This is a genomic window from Providencia sp. PROV116 (assembly GCF_028482485.1).
Classification (GTDB): Bacteria; Pseudomonadota; Gammaproteobacteria; order Enterobacterales; family Enterobacteriaceae; genus Providencia; species Providencia rettgeri.
In genome coordinates, this window is sequence record NZ_JAMPQO010000019.1 from 1 (window position 1) to 24,109 (window position 24,109).

Here is a 24,109-nt window from a genome sequence, read left to right on the forward strand (position 1 = left end):
GGCATGAGCTACCATCCAGGTATAGTGTTATTGCAGACTAAATCTTGCGAATACACACATATTATGGCAGTTTCATTTCTTAAAGGACTCAATAAGGATTAAAGTAATTAGCAATTATACTGCTTGCCTGATATGTAGAATAATTCAGAATACGCTTTGCAATGATCATTTCGTTCTTACACCTATATTTCTATATGGCATTAGCAGAATATATTTTACTACTAATAGATAATAAAGGAGTAAGCGATAGACTATAATGATTTAATTAGGCATAAATGACAAAATAAAATTGTATAAATGAATGTCTAATTGCTATTTTGTGGAATAGAGAAAGTACATATCAATTTTTTATAAACTATTTTTATTATATCGTAAATGTGAGACACTACATCTTGGTTATAAACTCTGAGATCGTGTTTGTTTTTGAAATATTATAGCAATCTGCGTACTGTAAAAAATAGAAACTAGTAAGAACCAAATTAGATTGTCGATGAAAGTCATTTTTCATAATTTTGTGATGCTCATCTAGTAAAATGAATAATAAGCTTTCTTAACGTTATGGTTTTGTTATGTTTGGTACTTGAATATTATAAATTTTATTCTTGCTACTTTAAAAATTTACTATTTCGCTAATTGTAACAGGTTAACTGGCTTTTTAGCGTACTGATATTTTGTCGAATCAGAGAGTTTTAGAGATAAAATTGATTGTTTTTACTATTTTTTACATAAAAGTACCATCTAAACTGGGTTTATCACATTTCTCCAACTTAAATTGTATCAATAACATTAATATTGTTACAGTGTTAAATAATTCTGTTTATTTCCTTTGTTTTTAGATTATACATCGGCTATATGGGTCTTTTTTAGATAAATATTCCAAAGAAAGGTGGGTGTCTTATGGAATATAAGCATGAGGTATTACTCATTTTGTGCGTAACTAGGTGATATTACAGCACTATTTTGATTTTAAACATGAAGTGTATAGAGTGAAATACTTTGTTACATAGTTGCAATGTCAATTTAGGACTAGTTGAAACTAATTATAATGGTAGTATATCATTCTTTCCGATATATGCTGAATCGACTATAGCATTATCAAATGTTATACACATAAATATAAAAATAAAATATGTAGATAATTATCTGCTAATTTTTATTTCCTTAATATAAATTGAAGCGAGAATGTTTATGAACACGAAATATCCTGTCGCTTGTGCAGTTGGACAAAAAATAAAAGCCCTTAGAAGAGCTCAAGGCTTTACTGTTTTTCAGTTAGCTAAAGAGATAGATATAAGTGAACAGCAGCTATTTCGTTACGAGCGCGGTGTTAATCGTATTGATATAGATTGCCTTGTTCGAGTGTTAAAAGTTTTAGACGTTAACATGGGTGAGTTTTTTAGTGAAGTCCTACAAGATGATACTCAAGTAGATGAGAGCACTGGTGATAAAGGGTTTGAAAGCTCTGCATATACCCTTGTATAACCAAATATCCATATTGTCTCAGAATGAAACGTAATTAACTTTCGTTCTTAATTATTTCAATTGGGAACGTAAATTAAATGTATCTGCTGTGTATGATTTAAATAAGACAATAGCTATTTTTAGCTTATGTTTCATAATAGAACAAATAAAAGCCCGAAAGGGCTTTTATTTTTATATCCTTAAACTAACAATTACTTAATATTTCACTCGGTATGGGGGTAGTTTTTCTGGCGTGCTTATGCTTAGTTAACTTTCTTGTTCTTGAATTGGCTCTAATATTACTGTGACGATACGTGTTTCGATCATTTCTCCAATTCTTAATTGCAGTTGTTCTAGTTTTATGACGGTATCTTGTAAAGGACTCGATATAGAAGCATAAATAAATTGGTTAAGCGTCCTTTCATCGCCGTTATCAATTTGAATACCATAAGAGGATTGGATCTCATTTAATCGCGTCGTTCCTTTTAGACTTAACCCTGTATCGGGTAGCTCAATAGGTATGTGCTCAGAGATATTTTTTTCTGAAAAAAGACGTTCAAGGAAAATACGGTTTTCAGGTTTAAGAACAACGAATAAATGGTCATCAGTGTGAAGAATAGTTGACCCCCTTGGTGGTAAAACACTTTTTTCTCGCGTAATCATTGCAATGACAGTTTGGTCTGGTAATGCTAATTGTGATAACCGACGACCTACCGCAGAGCAATCCTCCCCTAAAGTATATTCCACTAAATCAGCATCTATTTGGTCTACTGCGGTAATATCTAAAGTTGCTGCAGGGATCAATGGAGGTGGCTGCATTAAATTCAATTTACGTGCTACATAAGGCAAGGTTGAGCCTTGTAAAGTTGCTGAGATTAATACCACAAAGAAAACCACGTCAAAAATCAGATGGGCATTAGGTAGCCCGTAGATAAACGGGAAAATAGCGAGAATAATAGGCACTGAGCCACGTAAACCTACCCAGGAAATCAATGTTATTTCAGGTTTTGGAAAACCAAATAATTTTAGGACAGGTATTACAGCCAATGGCCTCGCAATAAAAGTTAAGACAAGGGCGATAACTAAGCCTTCAAGCCAGACTTCAATAAGAGAACTTGGGTTGACAAGTAACCCTAACATAACGAACATGATAATTTGGCTTAGCCATGCTAATCCATCATGGAATAAAAATGTATTACGTTGAAAAACAAACCGATGATTACCAATTACCACACCGGTAACAAAAATAGATAAGAAACCACTGCCTTCTAAGTTACTGGCGAGCCCGAAAGAAAGTAGTCCACATGCAGCGACAAGGACAGGATATAATCCAGTTGCTAGTAGCTTAATCTTATTGATAATTTTGACTGAAACCCAGCCAACACTCAAGCCAACAACTGTCCCTATTCCCATCTGGCTAAAAAATAGCAAAATTAATTCACTACCTGAAGCTTGTGGATTCATTAAGAGTTGTAATAAACCAACCGTTAAGAATATGGCAGTAGGATCATTGGTTGCACTTTCTATTTCTAAAGTAGATTGCAGACGCTCGTTTAAATAGATCCCAGCGTTGCGCAGTAAGGAAAAGACAGCAGCAGCATCGGTAGAACCGACGATAGCGCCAAGTAATAGCCCTTCAAGCAGAGGGACGCCGAGAATATAAGCTGCTGCGAGCCCTGTCACGCCAGCGGTTACAAGAACGCCAAGTGTTGCTAGCGTAAAAGACGGTTTCCAAACTAAACGAATTGACTTTACGGATGTTTGCAGACCTCCATCAAATAAAATTAAAGCAAGAGCAAGAGAACCAACGGCATACGAAACATTAACGTTATCAAACGTAATCTTACCTATCCCATCTTCACCGGCTAACATGCCAATAAATAAAAACATGACTAGCATGGGTAAACCAAGTCTAGCTGACAATTTGCTAGAGAAAATACCCAAAAGAATGAGTATAGAAATCAATAAAATGAGTTGTTCAATAGTTGGCATAATCAGTTTAATCTGTAAGTGAATAAAACGCTGACGATGCATCGTAAAGCGCGCGTAGAAAGCAAAAAATGTCAAAATAGCAAGATAACTAAATATACACTGAGAATAGATTATTTTAGCGAAAAGCCGATAATATCCATTAAAAAGTATATCTACATGATTATAATATAAATAAATTTAAATAATTTGATTATTTATCGCATTTTTTGTCATTAAAGTGAGTTAAAGCACGTAAAAAAACGATAAATTTGAATAAGTAAGCATCGAGGTGGGCTTATTATATTTTTTTAATCAAAGATAATTATGGCGTGGGGAGAGAAGTATTGAAGGGAGGGAATAGGCATTTATAAAGTAAGGTCAAAATAAAGAAGGCCGAAAAAATTTTCGACCTTCACCATTACACTAATGATAGCGAGCTTTTTTAGCTAAATAGTCGCCAATAAATTGCATGCCTTGAACGATAATTACCAATGTAACAACGGTGATAGCCATTGCGACATTATCAAAACGCTGGTAACCATAGTTTAAAGCTAAGTCACCCACACCACCACCACCAACGGCGCCTGCCATGGCGGTTGCACCAACTAAAGTAATACTGGCAGCGGTTAAACTTAGGATTAATGATGACTTCGCCTCAGGTAAAATAAAGTGCCAAACAATTTGCCAATTTGTTGCTCCCATAGAATCAGCCGCTTCAATAATACCTGAATGTACGCTGAGTAATGAGTTTTCAACTAAACGTGCAGTATAAGGAGCAATAAAAATAACTAATGGTACAATTGCTGCAGTTGTTCCTATTGAGGTTCCAACCATAAAGCGTGTTAGGGGGATCATTGCAACTAATAATATGATAAAAGGCAATGAGCGAATAATATTAATAATAGGGTTCACTATACGATAAATACATTTATTTTCCCAAATACCGTCTGGCCTCGTTACAACAAGTACGATACCTAACAGAATCCCAAATATAGAGCCTAATACGAGTGCAACGCTGACCATCGTAAAGGTTTCTGACATCGCTAATAAAAACTGTTTAGTTGTTAAAGCGGTTTCGAATAATTGTGTCATATTGCCCCCTTATTGACAGCAACCCCACGTTGACGAAGAAAAGAAACCGCCTCATCCATTTTTTCTTTATCACCAATAAATTGGACAAACATGCTACCTAGCACGACACCACTGATTTCTTTCATGTTGGCAAATAAAATATTTATTTTGACAATTTCTTTCAGTATTAACTCATTAACAATAGGTTGTTGAGCGGAAGTTCCTAAAAATTCAAGACGATAAACATCTTGTTGATGTTCTAAGTTATGTAGAACGCGCTCTGGAATTTCTTCGTTTAACACGGTTCCTACAAACTTTCTGGTTGTGTCTTGGCGTGGGTTGGCAAAAATATCAAGTACGGTTCCTTCTTCGACAATTTTACCTGATTCCATAACAGCAACACGGTTACAGATTTGTTCAATAACTTCCATTTCGTGAGTCACGAGTAAGATAGTAATATGTTGTTCTTGGTTGATCTTTTTTAATAATTGCAAAATTGAGCGAGTCGTTTGTGGGTCAAGTGCTGAGGTGGCCTCGTCACATAATAAAATTTGTGGGTTATTGATCAAAGCGCGAGCAATACCAACTCGTTGTTTTTGTCCACCAGATAACTGCCCTGGGTATTGGTTTTTTTTATCGCTAAGTTCGACATATTCAAGAATGCTATCAACCCGCTGAGTGATTTCCTGTTTATCGATACCTGAGAGTACTAAGGGCATCGCAATATTTTGTGCGACAGTTTTCGTTTCCAGCAAATTAAAATGCTGGAAAATCATACCGATGCTTTTTTTATGTGAACGAGTTTCTGCTGGGGTATGCTCAGCAATATTTTGGCCATTAATGATAACAGCACCACTGGTTGGTTTTTCTAATTGATTCACTAGGCGGATAAGTGAGCTTTTACCAGCTCCGCTATAACCAATAAATCCAAAGATATCCCCTTTATTGATATGCAAATTAATATCTTGCAATGCAACTAAAGACTGCCCATCTTTTTCATAGACTTTTTGAATATTTTGAAAGGTAATCATAATTTACTCTACATTATCAGTTAATTGCATACGTTCTGAAGGTGGTGCAGCGGGGAGCCACTCATCACCTAATAATTCAGCTTCTTGGCTATTTTTGACTTGCTCAAGATGTTGTTCTTGATGGTTCAGATACAATTGAGCGGCAATATGGTCAGCCAATCGTTCAGCTCCAACATTCGTTCCGGGGATTAACCCTATAACGGGCCCCATGCTGAGTGATGCGCTTAAATTAAAACAATATAACTGATTGATTTTTAATGTGTCTGTGTTGCTTTTAGCTTGAAATTCAAAGTGATTACCTAAATAAGGGTGTGAAGCTAACTCTGCATTTTCCTCATGGAAAGATGGTGTGTATGCATCCCCCCATGTTTTGACTAGCGGAGATAATTGATGAAAAGCTCTGTCCTTAGCCCAATTAATTCGATAGCCAGTTGCCAAGATTAAATAATCTAATATGAATTTGCCTGTTGTGGTCGTGACGTGCAACTTTTTGTTTTTTACTTCAATAAATTTAACTTGAGTATTGAAATTGAAATAAGCATTTTCATGGCGAGAGACTCTCAAGGTACTTCCGTGAGGGGCTGGTGTTTTAGCTTTAGCAACATAATCCGTGTAATGCCACTTTTGAGCATCGGTAAAATAGGTATATGCATTGGTAAAACCTGTACTTCCAGCAACTTTTCCTCGGTTTACACGAGGCATATCGTTAGCTCGGATCAAAATTTCAACCGAATTAGCGCCATTTTCTAATGCCGTTGCTGAGCTATCCATCGCTCCTGCACTATAACCTACAACACCAATATCTAAGCCTTTAAAACGGCGATAGTCAGTGCCTGCGTAGGAGTGTTCCCAATAGGCTGTTGGAATATCATTCATAAAGCTAGGGATATTGGCCTCACTAAAAGACTCCATACCCGTTGCTAAAATAACATGTTGTGCTTGATAACTGACTGTTCCTTCAGGGGTATTAAAAATTAATTCACGGTAGTTATCATTAAGTTGTACATCAACGAGATGGTATTGATTAAGCACATGGGGTTCAGTCATGGTTTTATACCATTGCAGGTATTCACCCCATTGCAAACGTGGAATTTTATCAAGTTCATCCCATTTTTGAATACCAAATTGGGCTTTAAACCAAGCTTGGAAAGTTAATGAGGGAGATGCAAGTGCAGGGCCAACCACATGTTTTGGTGAACGTAATGTTTCCATTAGTGCAGGGCTTTGCCATGGGCCTTCTTTGCCAGAAGCGGCCTGATCGAAAACAATGGCGTTAATTCCGCGTAATTTCAGAGCGAAAGCTGCTGTAATCCCTGACATGCCCGCGCCAATGATAGCGACATCAATAACTTGGTTTTCAGGACAGTTTTTTGATAATGACCAAGACGTTATTGGTAAATTTAAATATTGCAAATCTTGTTTTATTTGCGCTTCTAATGCCTCTAAACCCATAATCAGTTCCATTGAATTACTCCTTGTCCTCGGCTATTTCAAAGGGTTCTCCTAGTGATAACATTAAGCGGTTCGCCCATGAAAAGAAGGCTGTTGATTGAACTAAATCGAGTAATTCAAGTTCAGACAAGCCTAGCGTTTGTAACTCTTTAATTTGTGATGATGTCGCTTGGATGGGGGTTGCAGACAAGGAAGCAACCAAATCTGTGATGGCTAGCAGTCTGTCATCAAAACCTTCTGCAAGTACTGAACCTGTCGCCGTTGCTAATAGTTTATCAACATCAGCGCGTCGCTCTTTTGCATATTGACTGGCTTTTCTTGCGTGAACAGAAGCACAGTATATGCAACCATTAACTTTACTAGTTACAGCTGCTGCAAATTCACGTTCCCAGCGAGGTAGCCCTTCAGAGGTATAAAATACGCCACGGTCAATTAAAGTTCGTAATTCTAAAATTTTGCTTTGATGGGCAAGTAGTAAAAAATATTCAGAGTTTAATTGACCAAATTTTTTCATAACTTGGGCTTCTTCAGCGGATAATGTATTCGCATTTCTTGCTGAAATCCAAGCTTCCCATCCTAAATTATCTTGTGTAAAAGCGGTTGGGGATGAATTTCCTTTGCGGGTTAAAGGTTGGTGGTTCCACTTACCTGCAACAACTTTAGGTGCACTATTTGTAAGATTACTACTATCCGTCAGTAACAGAATCCCTTCGATTAGCCGAGCTTGATAAGTGACATAAGTTATTAATTGAGCAAGTAAAATAATGTCACTTTCTTGCCAACCTTGGTTAGTTAATTCGGCAATCAATTGGTAATGAGTGTCTTTCGGTGACTGTGTTAAAACTTGCAGATATTCTTTCGCTGTGGCAAGTGGTTTGCTAAGCGGTTCATCAGGAATTGAGTTTATTAATTGCAAATAAAATTCAGCAAGGCGGGGACTTCCTGTAATTTTTGCAACTTCATGGGCAAAATAATATTTCACATCACTTGTTAGCCGTGTCGAGGGCGCTGAAAAAATGGCTTCAAATACGGCTTGAGTATTTTCAGTCGCCACATTACGTTCATGGCGAATCTTAGTTAGACTGGAATCTGGTGTTAAGTTAGTTAAATAATTAATTACATCATTATTGGAAATAGTCATAAAGTAACTCACTTTTTTTAAACGTTTTTTATCTCCTTCATTACATATCAATCACATCACTAATCGAACGATCTATTTGTTATATGCTTATAACCAAAAGAAATTAAACTAAGCCCTTATATTACTTTTGTATTAAGTTATAACGATATAGTCTAAGTCGTGCTCTCTAATTATGATTATACTGCCCAAAATATCTTTACAGGGTTGTTACATATGTTAAAACAAAAAATAATAGGCTTGTCTTTAATTACTACGGCTTTAGTTGCGTTGGCAGGTTGTGGTGATAATAGTGAAAAAGATAATCCGAATAAAAAACAAATTACGATAGGCTTTGGTGTTGGTAATTATATTGACCAAGTGGATAAAGGTATCGTCCCGATTTTAGAGAAAAAAGGTTATACGGTTAATTTGCGCCAATTTTCGCAGAATAGGCAAATTAATCCTGCTTTTGAAGAAGGTTCAATCGATGCTTCTGTTAATCAAAGCCGCGCCTATATGGAGGCTTATAACAAAAAGAATAATATTAACATGGTGGCATTGACGGATTCACCGAGTGCGCCACAAAGTCTGCGGTCAAATAAACATAAAACACTGGATGATGTGAAAGATGGTATGATCGTCGCGCTATCTAATGACCCTGTTAATGCAGAACGTGGTGCTAGAATTCTGGAACAGTTAGGTTGGATTAAAATTAAGCCAAATGTGAGTACATTAAGCTTTAGTGTTAATGATATTTCGCCTGATAAATATAACTTAGATATCCGAGAAACTGATGCAGCACAAGGGTTACGATTATTAGATGATGTCGATTTTGTCGTTGTGAATGGCAACTATGTTGCAAGTGCAGGTCAGCGCATTGCTGATGGCTTGGTCGTAGAAAATTCACCGCTAGAGCATCGTGTTATTGTGACTGTCATGCAAAAAGACCTAGATGCTCAGTGGGCAAAAGATTTGAAAGAAGCTTTTGAGTCTAAAGAATATGCAGATTATATTCGTTCGCAGCGTATTTACGATGGTTTTATTGAACCTGAAAGCTGGAACAAATATCCTAAATAAAACCCTAGTCTGTTTTTTTATTATTAGTATTACGTTAACCACTAATTTTTATTAATTAGTGGTTTTTTCTATATAAACTAAATATCTTACTGATTTAATGTGAAAAATATTCGTGTTGAATTTGTAGACAATCTGATGTTTTTTCGTTATTTAATAGATTAAGAGCTGAATTATAAAAATAGAATATAGATAAGTTTATGTAAAAAATAAAACTGACAGGGGAAAGTATGAGTAACGAATTAATTGATGCATTTAATGTAATAAAATCTAAAAGATGGGTTGATTTGACACATAGCTTCGATAAAGATTCACCGCATTTTTTTATGTTTGATTCTGCTGAGTTTAAAACATTATTTGGTTATCCAGAGGGTTTTTTTGCACAGCAATTTACATTTCCAGGCCAATATGGCACTCATATTGATGCTCCTTGTCATTTTGTCGAAGGAATGCGTTATTTACATGAACTTGAATTAAAGGAACTTGTTCTGCCATTGATTGTTATTGACCAGTCAGAAAGGGCAAAAGAAGATCCAAATTTTGCATTTTCTCAAGATGATATTCTCAATTTTGAAGCACAAAATGGCCGAATTGAATCTGGGAGTTTTGTTGCATTACGCACCGATTGGAGTAAACGTTGGCCATCACAAGAGCTTATGGATAATAAAGATGATGAAGGCAATAACCAAATACCGGGTTGGGGTATGGACGCTCTCAAATTTTTATTTGAAGAACGTGGAATAAAAGCTATTGGACATGAAACATTTGATACTGATGCAGCAAAAGATTTTCGAAAAAATAATGCATTACTCGGTGAGTATTATGTATTAGAGCAAGATACATACCAAGTTGAATTACTCGCTAATTTAGACCAAGTACCCACACGTGGTGCCGTGATTTTTAATATTGTCGCTAAACCAAATAATGCCAGTGGTTTTCCTGTGCGTTCTTTTGCAATACTTCCATAGGAAATATAATTATAACCAATCTGCTAATGTAATAGCAGATTGGTTAAAACGGCTATAAAGCAATTATAATCCATGCAGCGGCTAATAGCATACACAATAGCGCGACAACTCCTCCAGATTTAGAAAATTCACCGAAAGAGATTTTTACACCATATGCCGCTGATTGTTCAACGACAATAATTCCAGCAAGGCTACCGAAGACCAGTAAATTACTTGAAAAGCCTGAACCCAATACAAGAGCTGCGCCTAATGAATCGGCATTACCATCAGGTGTTAAGAATGGGACGAGTAACATAACTGAGGGATTATTTCCAACGATAGTGCTTAGAACACCTGTCACTAAAAATAGGGCTAATGGATTATTGAGATCCACACCGTAGCTTCGTAAATCCGTTAATAATTGCTGAGGAAGGCCTGTGGCGGCAAAAGCAGCGTTAACAACAAATAACCCCATGATGAGTAATAGAAGATTACCGTCGACGAGTTTAAGCATATCACTCGAGGCAATGGACCGGTTTAATAATAAAAAACCAGCAGCAGTCAATGCTATAAGTTCTTTAGGAATATCAGTCACAATAAAGGCAATGATGACTGCGAAAGTAATAACACCAGCTTTTGCTGTCTCCCATACATTTAATGTTTCTTGGGTTGTTTGTGGGGAAGCTGCTAGCGTATTTTCTTTAGCCAAATACCAACGATTACGATATAACCAAACGAGTACCAACCATGTTAATGGTAAAGAAAGTAGGGCTGGTATTGCTGATGCTTGTAATAAGCCAACAAACGATATATCAAGCCCTTGGGCTGCGATCATATTTTGTGGGCTACCAATTAATGAACCGGCCGCGCCATTATTCGCCGCGAAACAAAAACCAAGTAAAAATGGAATTGGGTTTAAACCGCGAGATAAACTAATTGATACTAATAATGGTGTCATGGCGACAACAACAACATCGTTAGTGAGTAATGCAGAAAGAAAGCCACCGACAAGAATTAAAACCGCGAGTAATGTAGGGGGTGAAACTTTTAGCATTGCCACTCGGTTTGCGGTCCAACTATAAAAACCAGACACAACAAAAGAAGCAGAAACGACCATAAGCCCAAATAGCATACCAATCGTTCGGTAATCGATAGCATTCCACGCATGAGGCGGTGTAATACTGCCGATAGCCATCATAGCGAGGGCGCCAATAACCGCAGTGCCCGTTCTATCAACTTTGAAGCCAGGTAGCTTACCAAAGCCCATTGCAATATAAACCAAAAGAAAAACAATAACGGTCAACGTCATGATATTCACATTTTAATTAAGAAAATTAGAGGTAATTTATCGATGAACACTCAGCGAAGCAAGGCTAAATAATGTATTGATAATAACATGTTGCAGTTAGCTCCATTTAAGATTGTCGCCAAAAGATAACAATAATGAAATTAAGAATGAAGTTTACAAATTGCGATAACAAGCATTGATTATAAGAAACGATAATATGATTTATTGCAGCATAAAAAGAAAAACAAAGAAAATACATTTGGTAATTTTATTACAAAATTAAAAAAATACCTGTACAGGTGAAAATTTGATGGCAGCTCATAGGATTAAAAAAGAGAAATTGAAAATTAATTGTGATAAAAGTCACTATTTGAAGATAAATAACGGTTTTTGATTTGTGATTAAAATCACATAAAGTGATTTTTTAGTGCAAAAAAAGAGCAGTGTAATTTAGCAACATGAATTTTTTGTGAACTATATCAATATAAACATAGAGTGGATAGGGGGGGAATGGTGACGTTGATCACATAAAGGCCCACGTGGTGCGAATCTGATAAAGCTCATGCTAGAGTGAAAGTGTTGAAAAAATCACGGACGTTATTTGGCGATAACGTTACAACTTTATCATTCTCGTACCACGGGGTTCTGTCATGGTAACATCAAATATCAAATTAAAGGTACAGAATTTTGGGCGTTTCCTCAGTAATATGGTTATGCCTAATATCGGTGCTTTTATCGCTTGGGGATTAATTACTGCGTTATTTATCCCAACTGGCTGGTGGCCTAATGAGACATTAGCTCAACTTGTAGGCCCTATGATCACCTATTTACTACCACTATTAATCGGTTATACCGGTGGCCGTTTAGTCGGTGGAGAGCGGGGTGGAATAGTCGGTGCAATAACAACAATGGGCGTAATTGTTGGTGCCGACATGCCAATGTTTATGGGGGCAATGATTGCTGGCCCATTAGGCGGATATGCAATAAAACGTTTTGATTTGTGGATAGAAGGCAAAATTAAAACGGGTTTTGAAATGTTAGTGAATAATTTTTCATCTGGCATTATCGGTATGTTATTAGCCATTTTGGCTTATTTAGCGATTGGGCCTCTTGTTGCAGGGCTATCCAAGATATTAGCAGCCGGTGTAAATGTGATGGTGGAGAATAATTTACTTCCACTCACGTCTATTTTTGTTGAACCTGCCAAAATCTTATTTCTTAATAATGCTATCAATCACGGTATTTTTTCACCACTAGGTATTCAGCAAGCATCAGAAACAGGTGCATCCATCTTTTTCTTAATTGAAGCCAACCCTGGACCCGGTTTAGGTGTTTTACTCGCGTATATGTTTTTTGGCAAAGGTAATGCTAAGCAGTCTGCGCCAGGAGCCGCAATTATTCACTTTTTTGGTGGCATCCATGAAATTTATTTTCCTTACGTCTTAATGAATCCTCGGTTAATTCTTGCTGTTATTCTGGGTGGAATGACAGGGGTATTTGTGATGAACCTTTTTCATGCTGGGTTAGTCTCTCCTGCATCCCCGGGCTCAATATTTGCAGTTCTACTGATGACGCCTAAATCATCACTTATCGGCGTTATTTTATCGGTCGCAAGTGCTACAGTTGTTTCTTTCATCGTTTCAGCTCTTTTATTAAAACGAACACGAATTGGTGATGATGATGAACTCGAGAGTGCGACGAAAAAAATGCGTAATATGAAAACGCAATCAAAGTCATCATCAGTAAATTCAATCAATAAAGATGCTTCTATCAATTTAGCTCAAGTGCACAACATTATTGTCGCTTGCGATGCAGGCATGGGCTCAAGTGCAATGGGAGCGGGGGTATTAGCCAAAAAAGTACGTGATGCTGGCTTGCTAGACATCACCGTCACTAATATGGCAATCAACGATTTACCAGAAAATGTTGATATTGTTATCACCCATAGAGATTTAACGCAAAGAGCGAAATCATTTGCGCCAAATGCAATCCATATTTCTTTAACAAACTTCTTAGATAGTCAAACGTATAATGATTTAGTCACGAATTTAATAGCTAAAAAAAATCCTAAGGCAGCTAATGATGGGCATTTAATTAAACAAACTATTGTTGCGGCTAATGATGAGTCATATGACATAACCGAACATGAAGAGGCTTTGTTTACTTTAAGTGCGAAGCACATTCATTTAAATCTGGCGGCAGAAAATAAAACCCAAGCTATCCGCTTTGTAGGGCAGAAGCTAGTTGAAGGCGGGTATGTTGAGCCTGAATATATAGAGGCTATGCTAGCTCGTGAAAAACTAACACCAACATATCTTGGAGAGTCTATTGCGGTACCTCACGGAACAATAGAAGCCAAAGACCGCGTATTAAAAACTGGCATTGTTATTTGCCAATATCCTAAAGGCGTACAATTTGGTGAAGAACCCGATGAAATTGCTCGCTTAGTGATTGGTATTGCAGCACAAAATAATGAGCACATTGAAGTTATTACACGAATTACTTCCGCTTTAGATGAAGATGGGGTCATTGAGCGTTTATGTGAAACCCAAGATGTTCAGGAAGTACTCGAAATTTTAGCGTCTCAAAGTGCAGCATAAGGAGAATAATAATGAAAGTCATTCATTTTGGTGCAGGAAATATAGGCCGCGGTTTTATTGGTAAATTATTAGCAGACGCAAATTCACAAGTCACTTTTACGGATGTCAATCAGCCATTAATTGACCAACTAGCACATCAACAATCTTATAATGTTCATGTTGTTGGTCAGGAAAATCGTATTGAGAAAGTCCAACACATTCACGCTGTTAATAGTAATGACCCTAAAACGATAGAGTTTATTGCAACGGCAGATATGCTTACAACAGCAGTCGGGCCTCAAGTGCTTGAAAAAATTGCCTCAACAATAGCTAAAGGCATTATTCATAGAAAATCGTTGGGAAATAACCAGCCACTCAATATTATTGCATGTGAAAATATGGTGAGAGGAACTAGCCAATTAAAGCAACATGTATTGGCTCAATTGCCTGAAGAGTTACATCAATGGGTTGAGCAGCATATTGGTTTTGTAGACTCCGCAGTTGACCGTATTGTTCCTCCGATGGAGGCAGCGAATGATGACCCGCTTGATGTTACCGTCGAATCCTTTAGTGAGTGGATTGTTGATCAGACACAATTTGTTGGTGATATTCCTATTATCGAAGGAATGGAATTAACGGATAATCTAATGGCATTTGTCGAACGTAAGCTATTTACGTTAAATACAGGCCATGCAATAACAGCTTATCTGGGACAATTATATGGATACCAAACAATTAGTGAAGCGATTGGCGATTTGAGGATCCACACTATTGTTAAATCGGCAATGAAAGAAAGCGGGCAAGTATTAATTCAACGTTATGGCTTTGATTCGAAAATACATAATCAATACATAGATAAAATACTGAGCCGCTTTGCGAACCCATATTTAAAAGATGATGTTAGCCGAGTAGGACGACAACCTATGCGAAAATTAAGTTCAAATGATCGCCTAATTAAGCCGTTATTAGGTACATTTGAATATCAATTATCACATGAAAATCTGATCATAGGTATTGCAGCGGCATTGCATTTTAGGTGTGAAACTGATCCCCAAGCAAATGAAATGGCAAAGTTAATTGCAGACAAAGGACTTACCCAAGCGGTCATTCAACTTTGTGGAATAGAGCAATATCCAGAGGTAATTGATAAAATTTGTACTCAATACCAGTTAATGATGTTGAGTAAAAAGTAATATTACGGATAATGGGTTAATTATTGAGGTTCAATCACTTTATGGCTACCTACTATGTGAAAGCAAGTAATATAGCCATAAAGTGATAAAAGAAGCTAATATGGAAAATAAACAAAACATTGAAAATCAAATTCTTGAGCGGTTGAATCAACGACCAGAGGTGCACTTATTTGTTCAAGATGTCGTTATTTTAATTTCACAAGCTATTGATAAATTAATGTTAAAAGTTTTCAGAAAGGATGACTATGCAGTAAAATATGCAGTTGAGCCTCTTTTAACTGGAAATGGCCCATTAGGGGAGTTATCGGTTCGTTTGAAACTCTTATTTGCGTTAGGGGCTATTTCTCGTGAAACCTATGAAGATATAGAATTATTTCTTGCTTTGAATGAGTCATTATCTGCAGAAAAAATAAATATAAATTTTACGGATGATGAAATTTTAGGCAGTATTAAAATGCTTCATTGTATGGAACCATTACCAGAAATGATGAGATTTAATCAGCCGGAAGATCTTATTGATAATCAATTAATTGAATTGCAAAAACACCGTTTTCAGCAAATGATCAAATCTTCATTGATATTGTCTGTAACAGCCTTAATTACCCAAATTATCGAAACGGATGTATTTTAAAATAGGTTATTCTATTATCTCTATTTTACTGTTTACTTACCAAGGTAAATATGTTTGAAATAATACGTTATTAGCCGAGAATCAGCAGAGTATCGAATGAATATTATTATTGCACATGAAATCACCACTGAAGATAAAGAGGAGTTACTTGCAGGGTTGCGTAGTTTTAATACTCAGTTTTTAAATGCCGACCGGTTTGGTTCATTAGGAATTTATTTTAAAAATGATGATGGTGTGATGCTTGGTGGTTTACTTGCCTCAATTAAGGCAAATTGGTTATGTATTGATTATTTATGGGTTAGTGAAATTGTCAGAAATGATGGATTAGGGCGTGAATTGATGTATACCGCTGAACGGGAAGCAATAAAATTAGGTTGTATTCATAGCTTAGTTGACACATTTAGTTTTCAAGCCTTGCCATTTTATGAAAAATTAGGATATGTGAAACAAATGTCATTACCTGACTTCCCGGAGACAGGCATGCAACGACATTATTTAACTAAACGTGATATATAAAAAGTACCTATAAATTATGGCATGATCGGTTTAGTCGATAAATATTGTGCTGCATAATCAGGTAGGCGGGCCTTTATTTTATCAATTGTTATTTCAGCAATGACACCACTTGTCGGTACTAACTCGTTTGTTTCAACGAAAATATTCTCTGAACAAAAGAACTGATTAGATGAGAATGATTTTTCTGGTGAAGTAACTAATGGTTTACTCTTAGTCCTATTGATAAAGCGATTAGAGAAAACCAGATAATTTTTAATATTAATAGATTTATCTTCAGTATCTACAAAATTTTGCCAATAGCTAATTAAAGCGTCAGATAAATAATTATTAAAAATGAAGGTGTCTTGCATAATTAACCGATTAATAAGCATTTTGACGAACTTTAAAGGGTTGTAAAATCCTATTCCAGATTTCAATCATTTGTTATATTTGTCTTAATAATGAATTCTAAAATTTCTTTAAACATTTCTTTTCTATCTAAATTTATAGAATATTTAGGCACTGTACCGTCACCGTGCCCGCCCTCATAATCCATTGATGGCGTACTTTTCCATTTATTGCTAGATTTGAGTAACGCATATTTGCGCTTATCGCCATACATCTCAGTAGAACGGTTGTCGTCAGACAGAATCGCCCGTATCTTTATGTTTTAAGTTAGACTCCATAATGCCAGGTAAAAAAATAACAGGAACCACTTTGGTTGCAGGGACATAAAGGTGGGCTTTGGCGTTCCGTGATTGATGTTCAGTCGTACATTCCCAAGAAACCCGTTTTTTCACATCAAATTGACAAAATGGTGCTGGATATTTTCGCCTTGTTCATCCTGACTCATTGTATTTTCTTCAAATTGAGCATGCCGATGATTGATTTGATATTCCCACTTATACTCAAATACATTTATTTATGAAAAATAAGGCGAGAATGATGACAATATCGATGAGCAATTTATCGAGTGATAGGAAATTATTTATTTTGCTGAATCAATGCATACCGGTTCAATAGTTGCTTAAAGTGGGTATCAATACGTTGATATTCTGATTCAGGTACAGTGCCTTGCGCTTGTAATTGTTCTAGTTGGCGTAGCTCTTCTTCGAGTGGCAACCCTTGATGAAAATGTTGACGTGCATTAAAAATAATCGTTTTTAATTCAGACCCAGTGATATAGCTGCGAGGTTTACCATCGAGACTGTCTAAGCGCGTACTGAGATTATTTAACTCTGACATTCCTTCAGACCACTGTTGGAGTTTATCGCGAGATGACGCATTGATTTGCATATTTTGCTGCCATTTATCGTTTAACGCTCTGACTTCTTGCCGTTCACCATATTGCTTCGTGAGGTAACTCACCATGCTTAATCCATACTGTTGAGACCAAATTGGGGAGACGGACTCTAATTCTACGAGGTAGTTATCGATTACCTTGAGTTTTTCAGGAGAAAAACTATTCGGTTGCGCGGCATTAGGTTGTAATTGTTGCTCAAGAATTGAGGCAATATTCGGCGTAAAGTCAGGTAACTGGGGTAGCGCTTGCGCTAAAACGTGGTTATTGATTTGCGGGTGTAACACATACAAAGTTCCTGCACACAGCGCGCCTGTGAGCACAATACCGAAAGCCAGACCCACACAAATGCCTTTGCGGTAAGAAGGCTTGGTCGGTGTCGGTGTGCTGATAGTGGCATTGGCCTTGATGGAAATTGGCGTTGCTGCGGCACGGGCATGAAATGATGATGGCGAAGTTTTTGGCAATTGCAGTGGCGTTGGTGGAATAAAGCCACTGTCGGGAACATCGGTATTTTCGAGCTGCTTGGCTTGGGTGGTGAGCAAGTTTTGCAGTCGTTCCAGCTGAGTGAGGTGTTTGAGCTCTAATGTTTGCAGCAACTGTCCGATTTGGTTGAGGGTGGCTTCAGTTTGATACAGTGCTGGCAGGTCTGCATAAACAGGTGCATGAGCGCGTAACCCTGTCATGAGTTGTTGGCTCAGCGTAGCGAGGATCTCAACCCGGGCATGGGTCTGTTGTGGCCATAATCCTTGCCAGTGGCGGCTCAGTAAATGTTGGAGTAAAGATAAGCCTTCGTTTAATCCCGCAATGCCATTTTGATGCTGGCGGATCAGGGTAAACCACGCGCAAGTTTGTAAATCAGCGCCATTTTGGTTGAATAAGGACAAACATAGCCCATGAGCTCGAGCCCAGTCAACATCAGGGCGGGCAGGGTGGAAGCGTTTGTTTAACTCGTCTTTAAGGGCAGAGAAATCAGTCAAGGTGCGAGGGTCGCCACCAAGGCGTAATGTGTTTAAATCTGGGGTCATAGTCTTCTCACGCTATCGTCGGTTAAATCGTATCGAATTGTTTTTTCAGATGGTGGACGAGAATGCGTCCATCCGGCATAAACTCAGTGCCATAACGGATTAACCCTTGCGCATGTAATTCAACCTCAAGGGCGTAATGGAGTGCCCCAAAGCTATTTTGCGGTAATAACACTAAAGAGAGTGATTTGATACGGGGCTCATACTTGAGTAACGTTGCTGATAAAATGGTCATCATATTGTGAGCGGTACCGGGGAGACCTTGGATCATTTTACTCATATCGGGGAGTCCGTAGTCGGGAAGATGTTCGATGCTACCCGCTCTGGCGTTGAGAATGCGGCGAATATTGTCCATCACGGACACCATCACTTGGTCATGTTCTGGGATAGCATCAATATCTAATCCTCCCGCAAAATACCCCGTCAACATTTCATATAATGAAGGCTGGGACATGCTATTTTTCTCCGAGTGGTTTCAAGGTCATGGTGTTATCCGCGAGGGTAAGTAAGCGTGGGTCATCGGGTAATAACCGCTTTTTGGGGATCACCACGCGCCAATCATCGGTGACAAGGTCTGGATGGTGAAACATCACGGCGATAGCAACAAACTCAGCGCCTTCTTCGAGAGGCATATCAAGAGAAATTGATTCGCCAGGGCGAATTCGCAGGTCTTTTTGTGTGACTAATGAGGATTTGAGTACTTGGCTATCTTTAGCGAAAAGGGTGGAATAGTCGCTTTCTACAAAGCTTTCAAAGTTTTTTAGTTGATAAACACGGATAATCGTTGATAACGATGCGCCAGTATCATCGGTATTTAATGCTTCACGTGCGACAAAATCTAAGTGTACGACTTTCACTTGCTTATAAAATATCGCATTTGCTGCACTGCGAGTGCCATCGCTGACCATTTGAGTAAGTCCGCATCCAGTGAGGTTTAATGCTGTCAGAAGCACCAATGTCTTGCCGCAAAATGACAATAAAGGGAGTTGTTTCATAGGTGAGTCCCAGAATTAGAATCGATAATTAGCATAATGTGAGGGCGGCGTAGAGTGTGATGTTGCCGATAACCGCTGATAGCGCCCCAAATTTAAGGTAATAATGTGTTCTCGGTGAGGGGCATTAGGCGCCAATGTGCCCATCGCGGCGGTACGTCCCAGTTGAACACCTTGGCGAGATTGCGTGCTTAACGTTGCGTTAGGGAGCAACTTTCTGGGTAATTTGAGACAAAGACGGGCATTGACTCTTGACCCTAGGTAAACATGCAACAGCGCCATTAAATCTTGATACAGTTGTCCGTCAGGCAGCCAATTGCGGGCTTCATCAAAGTTATCTGTCTGTAAGGTAATCAAAATTTGGCTGTTTATATCGGTAGAATACTGACCTAAAACAGGCTTGTTGGTTAAGGTCATCGGTGTTCTGCAGGATAACCCTGTTTGAGTGGCTTGCTCAATGCGTCTTGGGTCATGAGGCTTGATGTTAACTTGGGTATCAGGCGCGAGTAATTTAACTAATGATATAACCCCTTCGGCGGTACGAGTTGGAAAACGTAGCGTACCCAGTAATGCGAGAAATCGGGATAACGGAGCTTGTATATGTTGCGCCGTGCCGGGGATCCCCAAGCCAATTAACCCATATAAATACTGGGAAGTTTCGTCTTCACCTCCCGCTAAAAATGTTGCAGGGTAAGAGTATTTTCGCCAAATACGATAAAATTGCGTCGTCAGTCGGTGGTTAAAAATATCTAAAAAATCGGTAAGAGACTCGGTTCCCTCACGTCGTTGTGCAATGTCATCAAGGTAGGTTGTCGGTAGCGGGGAAGTGACACCATATAACCCTAAAAATGTCGTTCGAATACTGGGTGTGTTGCTATCTCGGTAGCGGTCTTCAATGTCGATGCCTTTAATTTCGGTGACAGGAAAACCCATCCCACGATGGGGACGAAACCGGATAACATCTGTTTTCGGGTCTTGGGTGCTACCGAGTGGCGGGCGCTGTTTATTACTCTGTTCTAGCAGTTGGCAAAAACGATAGAAGTTAACCAGTGGTAGACGCTCCCCTAGTGCATCAAAAAGCTGATTTACTGAGGATGATTCTCTGTCCATGTGAGGCTATTTCCTTTTGGTACAATATGGAGAGTTAATTGGTTAAATAGATGCACGTCGGTATAAAGCGCGAAAAAGCGATTGAGCATTTCACCAAAGAGATGAATATCACCTTCACCGTTAAATCCGTTGCTATCAAGGGTGATATCGATGGCAATACCACGCTGTAAAAAGCCTTTTTCAAATCGTTCGATGAGATGCTGCTCAACGTGGATCATGGCATCGAGTTTACGGCTGTTTAGATCATCATCTCGCCAGTCATAGAGTGCCAATGTGCCACGTAATACTTCTACGTTATCCATCATATTGAGGAAGCTAGCGCCAAGGTGACTGAGGACACGCCAATGGAACCGATCTTCTGCAGGGGGATAGCACGGCAGGGTTGGCTTACATAAATTACGAACCTGCAATTGGGTTTGTAGCGTTTCTTCGGTTCTGTCGAGCAATGTACTTTGCAGCGCTTTGCGTGGAAGTTGTCCGTTAGTGCCGGTTAATTGTAAAGATAAGGTTTCACTTTCAAGGGTAGCGGTCGGTTGTTCGCGTTCTCCCCCTAAAATCAGCCATGTATCATGTAACCCACTGACACCACGCTTAACACGAGTGTGGTAGTAGTGTTCTGGCGCATTGCGGCGCAACATGCCGCCTCTGTGGCGGAAACTGCTGAATGGAACATAGTGAATGTGTTCATCTCGTCTTGTGCCATGAACCGTATCGACAGCATAAATTTCGGTGTGCCCATCTTGTAGGCGACGGGGACGCAGTAAATATTCACTTTCTAACCCGTTAACGGTGAGTGGGTCAGCTTCAATATTGAATAAGTTGATCACCGGAACGCTGTGCAGTTTTAGGTTATCCGTACTTAATGGAATGTCGCTATCCCATAGCGTATCAAGCACAATTTCGAGTTCAAAATGATTCAATCCTTCAGGTAATTGAATCTCACCGAGCCCGTTTAAGTTGACGAAAAAAAATTTTTCACGGAAAGAAAAATACTCCAGTAATAGCTGGTAGCCGCTGAAAGTGCTATCGCTTTTAGGCCACAGTTGGTCTTCTTCAGCAAAGCCCCCCGGGGAAAACCAAAGGGGTAAACGAATACGATCAGGGGACGATGGCAGGCGAATATAGATGGCTGCAACTTGCTTAGTCAGCGCTAAATGGAGTGCATAGGTCGTTGGAACGTCACCAGAGAGATAAAAGGAGAGTGCATTAAGTGCGGTTTGTTTCCAGTCAGCGAGCTTCGCACAATCGAACTGCAAACGAATTACGGAACGGCCATCAGGCTCTGTGGTTAAATTAACGGTTGATAGCACAATGGGATTGAGCGTTAAGTCTCGCGTTGTGCGATAGCGACAGACTGTCTTTTTGGGACCAATCGGGCGCGAAAGCACTTCAAAGTTAGCAGGGATCACCGATGAGAGTTTCATATCGTGAATATCTGGCGCGAGTTCAACGACAGAAAGTGATGGAATGGTTTGTAGATAATGAGGCCAAAGTAAGCTAACTAACCCTTCTGTTAACTCAGGTAAATCATCATCAATTTTTTGGCGCAATTGCCCCATGGAGAAGGCAAAACCTTCAAAAAGTCGTTCAACAAAAGGATCAGGAATGCCCACTTTGTCTAAATCTAATAACGCCGCACGATCGGGGTGAGCTTGAGCGAATTCTTTAGCTGCTTCACGCAGATATCGCATCTCCGCATCATAATAGCGAAGGGTTAAATCATCCATTTGTGTGGTTCTCATTGATTAATTTAGGGGTAGAGCACTAAGGCTCGCACAGGATCTAATCGTGTTAGTTGAGCCAGTAACTCAGACATCTGATGATGCAGTTCAGCTTTGTCAGGCGTATTACGCTGCGTTTTCCCTCGCAACAGTTGCAATTGGCGGGCTTTAACTTCAAATAACGAGTGTGGTTCCCAATCAGCGAGACGCATCTGCTCAGCACTGTGGTCTAATTCACGAAGTAAATTCAGTGCCAAATCATAACGAGCAAATTGTTCGGCCACTCTTGCCATCACTAATTGCAGCAACCATTTTTGACGGGGTGTTTGGATATTCGGACGTGACATTAACCAGGCTAATGCGGCTTCAACGCCTTCAGTGTCAGCTTGAGTTAACGCTTCTTGTTCTAACGAAAATATTGAGTCGTTATCATCGTCACTTGTGCCACGAACAGGCATGTGATGGAGAGACTGAATATTCTCTTCTAGAATATGCTGTTTGATCCACGCTAATGTGACTTCATCAGCGAAAGGTGTGCCATCTTCCCAAGCGAGATTTTCTAAACCCGGCAAGCGAAGTAAGAACTGCTTTAAATCAGAAGCAATCACCTCTGCCCAGCCGTCCCACGGCGCAGGGGATTTACTCAATGCCTGATGCAAATACCACTGCACATCTAACCAAAAATGGTTAACTCCTTCTGCAAACAATCGATCAGCTTGCTCGGTGAGTTCGAGCCAATTTTGTTGCAGATATAAACGTTTTAGCTGCGCTTTGGCATCTGAGCGTGGTGGGGCTAATCGAGTACAACCTTGCTGATTTTGTGGTGGCGATTGGTGCAGGGTATCCCAACGGACAGATTTCATCAGCCGGTGACCCGACAGCCAGCCGTTCGGTTGATTACGCAGATAATTGGCGAGTACTTTGGCTTGATCAAGTAATTCTCGACCAGACTGAATAGGCGTGATAGCGCTGATACCCGATGATGTCTGTTTCGTTGAGATATTTTCTGTTGATTTAATATTTTGTGGAACAACACTATTCGCACCACCAGATTGTGCAAGTCGATTTTCTAATGCGCGTAGTAGTGGTGCAAGATTAGGACGGTTTGCTTCATCCCATGTACTAAATTCATCCACAATCGAGCTAAGTAACGCCACGATACGTGCAAATTCGTTACTATCCACTTCAGGATAAAGGGATAAGCTGTCGATAACCCGTTGACCCGCCAACCATTCAATGGCCAACTTTCGGCTATTTGGGCGATTTGGTAGCAAGTCATCATGGTAACGGTGGAGTAACCCTGACAGTAATCCTAATCCATCGGCTAGGCCCGTTTCACCTTCTTGATGCAAGCGTGCCCAAACGTAGTAAGTGATCACGCGTGCGTCTTTACAGACATGAGTTAAGAGATTTTCGGCAAGTGTACAGATTAATTGTGTATCTGAGCCTGATAACTTGTTGACTTCTTCTTTCATGCGTTCGAAGTCATCGTCATAGCCAGGGTCTTCCCCAACCGGATTTTCAGCTGTGATTGGCAATAACCAGCGTTCCCATAACACGACTTGTTGTTCCACTAATTGATTAGCGACAAGCGGATTTCCGGTAAAACAGGCTGTGCGTAAGGCAGTTAATAAAGGCATAGGTGATG

General features: G+C 39.1%; 20 protein-coding genes. 7 read left to right on the plus strand and 13 right to left on the minus strand.

The window, feature by feature from the left end; all coding sequences use genetic code 11:
- The first annotated feature begins 1,188 nt into the window (after positions 1 to 1,188).
- Positions 1,189 to 1,482 (plus strand): helix-turn-helix domain-containing protein, encoded by a 294-nt coding sequence (locus PSE72_RS13340; protein ID WP_004912555.1) that lies wholly within the window; start codon positions 1,189 to 1,191, stop codon positions 1,480 to 1,482.
- A 246-nt stretch (positions 1,483 to 1,728) separates the two neighbouring features.
- On the opposite strand, the gene PSE72_RS13345 is transcribed toward PSE72_RS13340, so the two are convergent.
- The 5 genes from PSE72_RS13345 to PSE72_RS13365 form a co-directional block, all read right to left on the minus strand.
- On the minus strand, positions 1,729 to 3,495 hold the full coding sequence (locus PSE72_RS13345; RefSeq protein ID WP_232800858.1) for a potassium/proton antiporter: 1,767 nt from the start codon (positions 3,493 to 3,495) through the stop codon (positions 1,729 to 1,731).
- Between the two features lie 360 nt (positions 3,496 to 3,855).
- Positions 3,856 to 4,524 carry a methionine ABC transporter permease gene (locus PSE72_RS13350; protein ID WP_004264861.1) on the minus strand — a complete coding sequence of 223 codons (669 nt, stop codon included), beginning with the start codon at positions 4,522 to 4,524 and terminating at the stop codon, positions 3,856 to 3,858.
- Positions 4,521 to 5,534, minus strand: a complete 1,014-nt coding sequence (locus tag PSE72_RS13355) for a methionine ABC transporter ATP-binding protein (RefSeq protein WP_198641530.1) — start codon at positions 5,532 to 5,534, stop codon at positions 4,521 to 4,523. The genes PSE72_RS13350 and PSE72_RS13355 overlap by 4 nt, the downstream gene beginning before the upstream one ends.
- 3 nt (positions 5,535 to 5,537) lie before the next feature.
- Positions 5,538 to 6,998 carry an NAD(P)-binding domain-containing protein gene (locus tag PSE72_RS13360; RefSeq protein WP_115166990.1) on the minus strand — a complete coding sequence of 487 codons (1,461 nt, stop codon included), beginning with the start codon at positions 6,996 to 6,998 and terminating at the stop codon, positions 5,538 to 5,540.
- Between the two features lie 4 nt (positions 6,999 to 7,002).
- Positions 7,003 to 8,127, minus strand: coding sequence for a CMD domain-containing protein (locus PSE72_RS13365; protein ID WP_115166991.1), 1,125 nt, complete (start codon positions 8,125 to 8,127; stop codon positions 7,003 to 7,005).
- 213 nt (positions 8,128 to 8,340) lie between these two features.
- Between PSE72_RS13365 and PSE72_RS13370 the strand changes: the two genes are divergently transcribed.
- Together PSE72_RS13370 and PSE72_RS13375 are read left to right on the plus strand one after the other, a co-directional pair.
- Positions 8,341 to 9,183: a MetQ/NlpA family ABC transporter substrate-binding protein gene (locus tag PSE72_RS13370; RefSeq protein WP_004912542.1), complete on the plus strand. Its 843-nt coding sequence runs from the start codon at positions 8,341 to 8,343 to the stop codon at positions 9,181 to 9,183.
- Positions 9,184 to 9,410: 227 nt separating this feature from the next.
- Positions 9,411 to 10,148 carry a cyclase family protein gene (locus PSE72_RS13375; RefSeq protein ID WP_198641532.1) on the plus strand — a complete coding sequence of 246 codons (738 nt, stop codon included), beginning with the start codon at positions 9,411 to 9,413 and terminating at the stop codon, positions 10,146 to 10,148.
- 52 nt (positions 10,149 to 10,200) lie between these two features.
- Here the strand turns inward: PSE72_RS13375 and PSE72_RS13380 are convergent, their stop codons facing one another.
- Entirely contained in the window at positions 10,201 to 11,436 is a 1,236-nt protein-coding gene (locus PSE72_RS13380) for an SLC13 family permease (protein ID WP_115166992.1), read from the minus strand.
- Positions 11,437 to 12,065: 629 nt separating this feature from the next.
- Between PSE72_RS13380 and PSE72_RS13385 the strand changes: the two genes are divergently transcribed.
- The 4 genes from PSE72_RS13385 (at position 12,066) to PSE72_RS13400 (ending at position 16,334) form a co-directional block, all read left to right on the plus strand.
- The gene (locus PSE72_RS13385) at positions 12,066 to 14,015 is read left to right on the plus strand and encodes a PTS mannitol transporter subunit IICBA (RefSeq protein WP_109911503.1); all 1,950 of its coding nucleotides are present in this window, start codon (positions 12,066 to 12,068) and stop codon (positions 14,013 to 14,015) included.
- Positions 14,016 to 14,026: 11 nt separating this feature from the next.
- Positions 14,027 to 15,187, plus strand: coding sequence for a mannitol-1-phosphate 5-dehydrogenase (locus tag PSE72_RS13390; protein ID WP_115166993.1), 1,161 nt, complete (start codon positions 14,027 to 14,029; stop codon positions 15,185 to 15,187).
- A gap of 100 nt (positions 15,188 to 15,287) precedes the next feature.
- On the plus strand, positions 15,288 to 15,818 hold the full coding sequence (locus PSE72_RS13395) for an MltR family transcriptional regulator (RefSeq protein ID WP_004912528.1): 531 nt from the start codon (positions 15,288 to 15,290) through the stop codon (positions 15,816 to 15,818).
- A 96-nt stretch (positions 15,819 to 15,914) separates the two neighbouring features.
- Positions 15,915 to 16,334 (plus strand): GNAT family N-acetyltransferase, encoded by a 420-nt coding sequence (locus tag PSE72_RS13400; protein ID WP_115166994.1) that lies wholly within the window; start codon positions 15,915 to 15,917, stop codon positions 16,332 to 16,334.
- 14 nt (positions 16,335 to 16,348) lie between these two features.
- On the opposite strand, the gene PSE72_RS13405 is transcribed toward PSE72_RS13400, so the two are convergent.
- From PSE72_RS13405 to tssA, 7 genes are all read right to left on the minus strand, one after another.
- The gene (locus PSE72_RS13405; protein WP_147281935.1) at positions 16,349 to 16,684 is read right to left on the minus strand and encodes a hypothetical protein; all 336 of its coding nucleotides are present in this window, start codon (positions 16,682 to 16,684) and stop codon (positions 16,349 to 16,351) included.
- A 613-nt stretch (positions 16,685 to 17,297) separates the two neighbouring features.
- Positions 17,298 to 18,641 carry a VasL domain-containing protein gene (locus PSE72_RS13410; protein ID WP_115166996.1) on the minus strand — a complete coding sequence of 448 codons (1,344 nt, stop codon included), beginning with the start codon at positions 18,639 to 18,641 and terminating at the stop codon, positions 17,298 to 17,300.
- Positions 18,642 to 18,663: 22 nt separating this feature from the next.
- Positions 18,664 to 19,092: a type VI secretion system baseplate subunit TssE gene (gene tssE, locus PSE72_RS13415; RefSeq protein ID WP_115166997.1), complete on the minus strand. Its 429-nt coding sequence runs from the start codon at positions 19,090 to 19,092 to the stop codon at positions 18,664 to 18,666.
- 1 nt (position 19,093) lies between these two features.
- Positions 19,094 to 19,633, minus strand: coding sequence for a type VI secretion system lipoprotein TssJ (gene tssJ, locus PSE72_RS13420; protein ID WP_115166998.1), 540 nt, complete (start codon positions 19,631 to 19,633; stop codon positions 19,094 to 19,096).
- A 15-nt stretch (positions 19,634 to 19,648) separates the two neighbouring features.
- A complete protein-coding gene (gene tssG / locus PSE72_RS13425) occupies positions 19,649 to 20,740 on the minus strand; it encodes a type VI secretion system baseplate subunit TssG (RefSeq protein ID WP_198641534.1) in 1,092 nt (363 codons plus the stop codon).
- Entirely contained in the window at positions 20,716 to 22,467 is a 1,752-nt protein-coding gene (gene tssF / locus PSE72_RS13430; RefSeq protein ID WP_115166999.1) for a type VI secretion system baseplate subunit TssF, read from the minus strand. Before tssF ends, tssG begins: the two co-directional genes overlap by 25 nt.
- A 23-nt stretch (positions 22,468 to 22,490) precedes the next feature.
- On the minus strand, positions 22,491 to 24,101 hold the full coding sequence (gene tssA, locus PSE72_RS13435) for a type VI secretion system protein TssA (protein WP_217007923.1): 1,611 nt from the start codon (positions 24,099 to 24,101) through the stop codon (positions 22,491 to 22,493).
- Between the last annotated feature and the right edge of the window lie 8 nt (positions 24,102 to 24,109).